General features: G+C 72.7%; 3 protein-coding genes. 1 reads left to right on the top strand and 2 read right to left on the bottom strand.

Translation table 11 applies throughout. From position 1 onward, the window contains the following. Positions 1-785: SDR family oxidoreductase (locus I53_RS28110; protein WP_043357217.1), on the bottom strand; the 785-nt coding region annotated here is incomplete at its 3' end. Between the two features lie 130 nt (positions 786-915). Beyond that, entirely contained in the window at positions 916-2346 is a 1431-nt protein-coding gene (locus tag I53_RS28115) for a mannose-1-phosphate guanylyltransferase/mannose-6-phosphate isomerase (protein WP_251982481.1), read from the bottom strand. A 186-nt stretch (positions 2347-2532) separates the two neighbouring features. On the opposite strand from I53_RS28115, the gene selA reads away from it, so the two are divergent. Continuing rightward, a partial coding sequence (gene selA / locus I53_RS28120; RefSeq protein ID WP_083936183.1) for an L-seryl-tRNA(Sec) selenium transferase occupies positions 2533-3380 on the top strand: 848 nt, incomplete at its 3' end.

Here is a 3380-nt window from a genome sequence, read left to right on the forward strand (position 1 = left end):
ATGATCGCCGAGCTGAGGTGGTCGTAGGCCCCGGGAGCGAATTCCTTGCCGGCCACGAAGGCCTTGCCGGCCCCGCCCACGATGATGTCGCGCTGCGGGTGCACGGCCGCGTGCAGGATGGCGTTGGCGACCTCCTCCGGTGGGTAGATCGGAGGCGGCAGGCTCGGTTCGCGGTCCATGTAGTTGCGCGCCCGCTGGGGCAGGGGCGTGTCGATCGAGGCCGGCTTGATCAGCGTCACCGAGACCGGCGCCTTCTCGTCCATCAGCTCCATGCGCAGGGCATCGGTGAAGCCCTTCACGGCGTGTTTCGAGGCCGCGTACATGCCCTGGTACGGGAAGGCGAGATCCGAGGCGATGCTGCCGACGTTGATGAGGGCGCCACCGTGCTGCCGCAGGTGCTCGGTCGCCACCAGGGACCCGTAGACGGTGCCCCAGAGGTTGGTCTGGATCAGGCGCTCATGGTCGGCGTCGCTGATCTCGCGCAGCCGGCCGTAGATCGAGCCGCCCGCGACGTTCACCCAGGTGTCGAAACCGCCGAAGGTCGCCACGGCCCGGTCGGCGACCGCCTGCACGTCGGCCCGCCGGCCGACATCGGCCACGACGTCGATCGCCTTGCCGCCGACGCCCTCGATCTCGGCCCGGATGCGCGCCAGAGCGTCGCCGCTGCGCGCCGCCAGCACCACCCGAGCGCCGCGTTCGGCCGCCATACGGGCCGTGGCGAGGCCGATGCCCGACGAGGCGCCGGTGATCACGATCACCTGCGCGCGGAGCGGCTTATGCGTCATGCGGTATCCCCGATGCTGCCCGGCGCGGCCGCACGGAAGCGGCCACACGCTGTGCTATCGATCGGGGAGGCCGCATGTTCCGAGCGCGCCTGCGGGCGATCGGGTCGCAGCGACGTCGGGTCCTGCGCGCTCAGCGTCCGTAGATGTCCTCGACGCGGATGATGTCGTCCTCGCCGGTGTAGGAGCCGACCTGGACCTCGATCAGCTCCAGCGGGATCTTCCCCGGATTGGCCAGCCGGTGCATCGAGCCGATCGGCAGGTAGACCGCCTCGTTCTCGTGGACCAGCACCACCCGGTCGTCGATCGTCACCTCGGCGGTGCCGCGCACCACGACCCAGTGCTCCGCCCGGTGGTAGTGCTTCTGCAGCGACAGGCGCCCGCCCGGCACCACCTGGATCCGCTTCACCTGGAAGCGCTCGCCGATGTCGATGCGCTGGTACCAGCCCCAGGGCCGGTACATCCGCAGATGCGCGTCCGCCTCCGGTGCGCCCGAGGCCCGCAGGGCGTTGACCAGATCCTTCACCTGACCCGAATGCGCCTTGGAGGCCACCAGCACCGCGTCGGGGGTGGAGACCACCACCACGTCCTCCAGCCCGACCACCGCGGTCAGGCCCTCGCCCTGGCTGTGCACGAGGCTGTTCTTCGTGCCGATCAGCGACACCCGGCCCCGCACGGCATTGCCTTCCGCGTCGTGGTCCAGCACCTGCCAGACCGCGTCCCAGGTGCCGACATCCGACCACGAGAACGACACCGGCAGCACCCCGGCCCGGGCGGTCCGCTCCATCACCGCGTAGTCGATCGAGATCTTGGGTGCCTGGGCGAAGGCCGCCGCATCGAGGCGCACGAAGTCGAGGTCGGTCACCGCCGCCTCCAGCGCCGCGCGCGCGGCCGCCAGCACCTCGGGGACGAACGCCTCCAGCTCGGCCAGCATCAGGTCGGCGCGGAACAGGAAGTAGCCCGAGTTCCAAAGGGCCCCGTCCGTGATCAGCGCCTCGGCGCCGGCCCGGTCGGGCTTCTCGACGAAGCGGGCGACCCGGGCCGCGCCGGGCGCCTCGGCGATCGGCTCGCCCCGGCGGATGTAGCCGTAATCGGTGGCGGGCCGGTCCGGCTCGATGCCGAGCGTCATGGTGTAGCCGGCCTGGGCGCCGGCGGCCGCGCGCCGCACCGCGTCGACGAAGGCCTCCGTGTCGGGCACGACGTGGTCGGCGGCCAGGATCAGCACCACGGCCTGCGGGTCGGCGGCGGCGGCGTGCAGCGCGGCCACCGCCACGGCGGCGGCCGAGTCGCGGCCCTGCGGCTCCAGCAGGATGTCGGCGGCAAGACCCAGCTGGTCGCGCTGCTCGGCGACGATGAAGCGGGCTCGGCCGAGGCGATGACCGTGGGCTTGGCGAAGACGGACGTGTCCGACACCCCGCGCCAGCGTCGCCTGGAAGGTCGAGCGCTCGGCATCCACCAGCCGGGCGAACTGCTTGGGCATGCTCTCCCGCGACGCCGGCCACAGCCGCGTCCCCGTCCCCCCGCACAGGATCATCGGGTGGATCTGGATCGAAGATCGGGACATGGCGGCGTCTCCCGAGAGGGCTCGGCGGGGGCGCGGCCGAGCCCGCCCCGCGCGGGTGCGATGGACTCTCGGCCGCCGATTCCAGATCTGCCCTTACCGTCGGGGCGGAGACTGAACAACCTGCGCGCATTATCCGCGCCGGAACGGACTGGCTCCGTGCCGGGGGATGGTTATCTCTGACCTGACATGAATGCGCCCGTCCCCACCCCCCCGGCCGACGATCCGGTGCCGTCCCCGCGCCGGATCCCCTCGGTGGAGCGCCTCGTCGGCGCCGCGTCGCCCGCGGAACTCGAGACCTACGGACGGACGGCCTTCACGGACGCCATCCGGACGGTTCTGGCGGGAATCCGGGCCGGGGGCGGCCCCGTCCCGGACGCGGCGGCGATCCGGGCCGAAGCGTCCGCGCGGCTCGCCGCCGAGCGCCGCCCGTCCCTGCGGCCGGTCTTCAACCTGACCGGGACGGTGCTCCACACCAATCTCGGTCGCGCCCTGCTGCCCCGCTCGGCCGCGGAGGCGGTGGCCGCCGTGATGGTGCAGGCGAGCAACCTCGAATTCGATCTGGCGACCGGCGCCCGCGGCGAGCGCGACGACCATGTCGAGGCGCTGATCTGCCGCCTGACCGGCGCCGAGGCCGCGGTGGTCGTCAACAACAACGCGGCGGCGGTCCTGCTGGTGCTGAACGCGCTCGCCATGCGCAAGGAGGTGGTGGTCTCCCGCGGCGAGCTCGTGGAGATCGGCGGCTCGTTCCGGGTGCCGGACGTGATGGTGCGGGCCGGCTGCCGCCTGCGCGAGGTCGGCACCACCAACCGCACCCACCTGCGCGACTACGCGGAGGCCCTCGGGCCCCGCACCGGCCTGGTGATGAAGGTGCATCCGAGCAACTACGCCATCGCGGGCTTCACCGCGGCGGCGGATCCCGTCGCCCTCCACGCCCTCTGCCGGGAGCGGGGCGTGCCGCTGGCGGACGACCTCGGCAGCGGCAGCCTCGTCGACCTCGCGGCCTACGGCCTGCCCCCCGAGCCCACGGTCGGGGC

It is taken from the genome of Methylobacterium sp. B1 (assembly GCF_000333255.1).
Taxonomy (GTDB): Bacteria; Pseudomonadota; Alphaproteobacteria; order Rhizobiales; family Beijerinckiaceae; genus Methylobacterium; species Methylobacterium fujisawaense.

Bases quoted from the DNA above. Each gene is read 5' to 3' on its own strand.
- I53_RS28115 (WP_251982481.1), bottom strand. From the start codon at position 2,346: ATGTCCCGATCTTCGATCCAGATCCACCCGATGATCCTGTGCGGGGGG.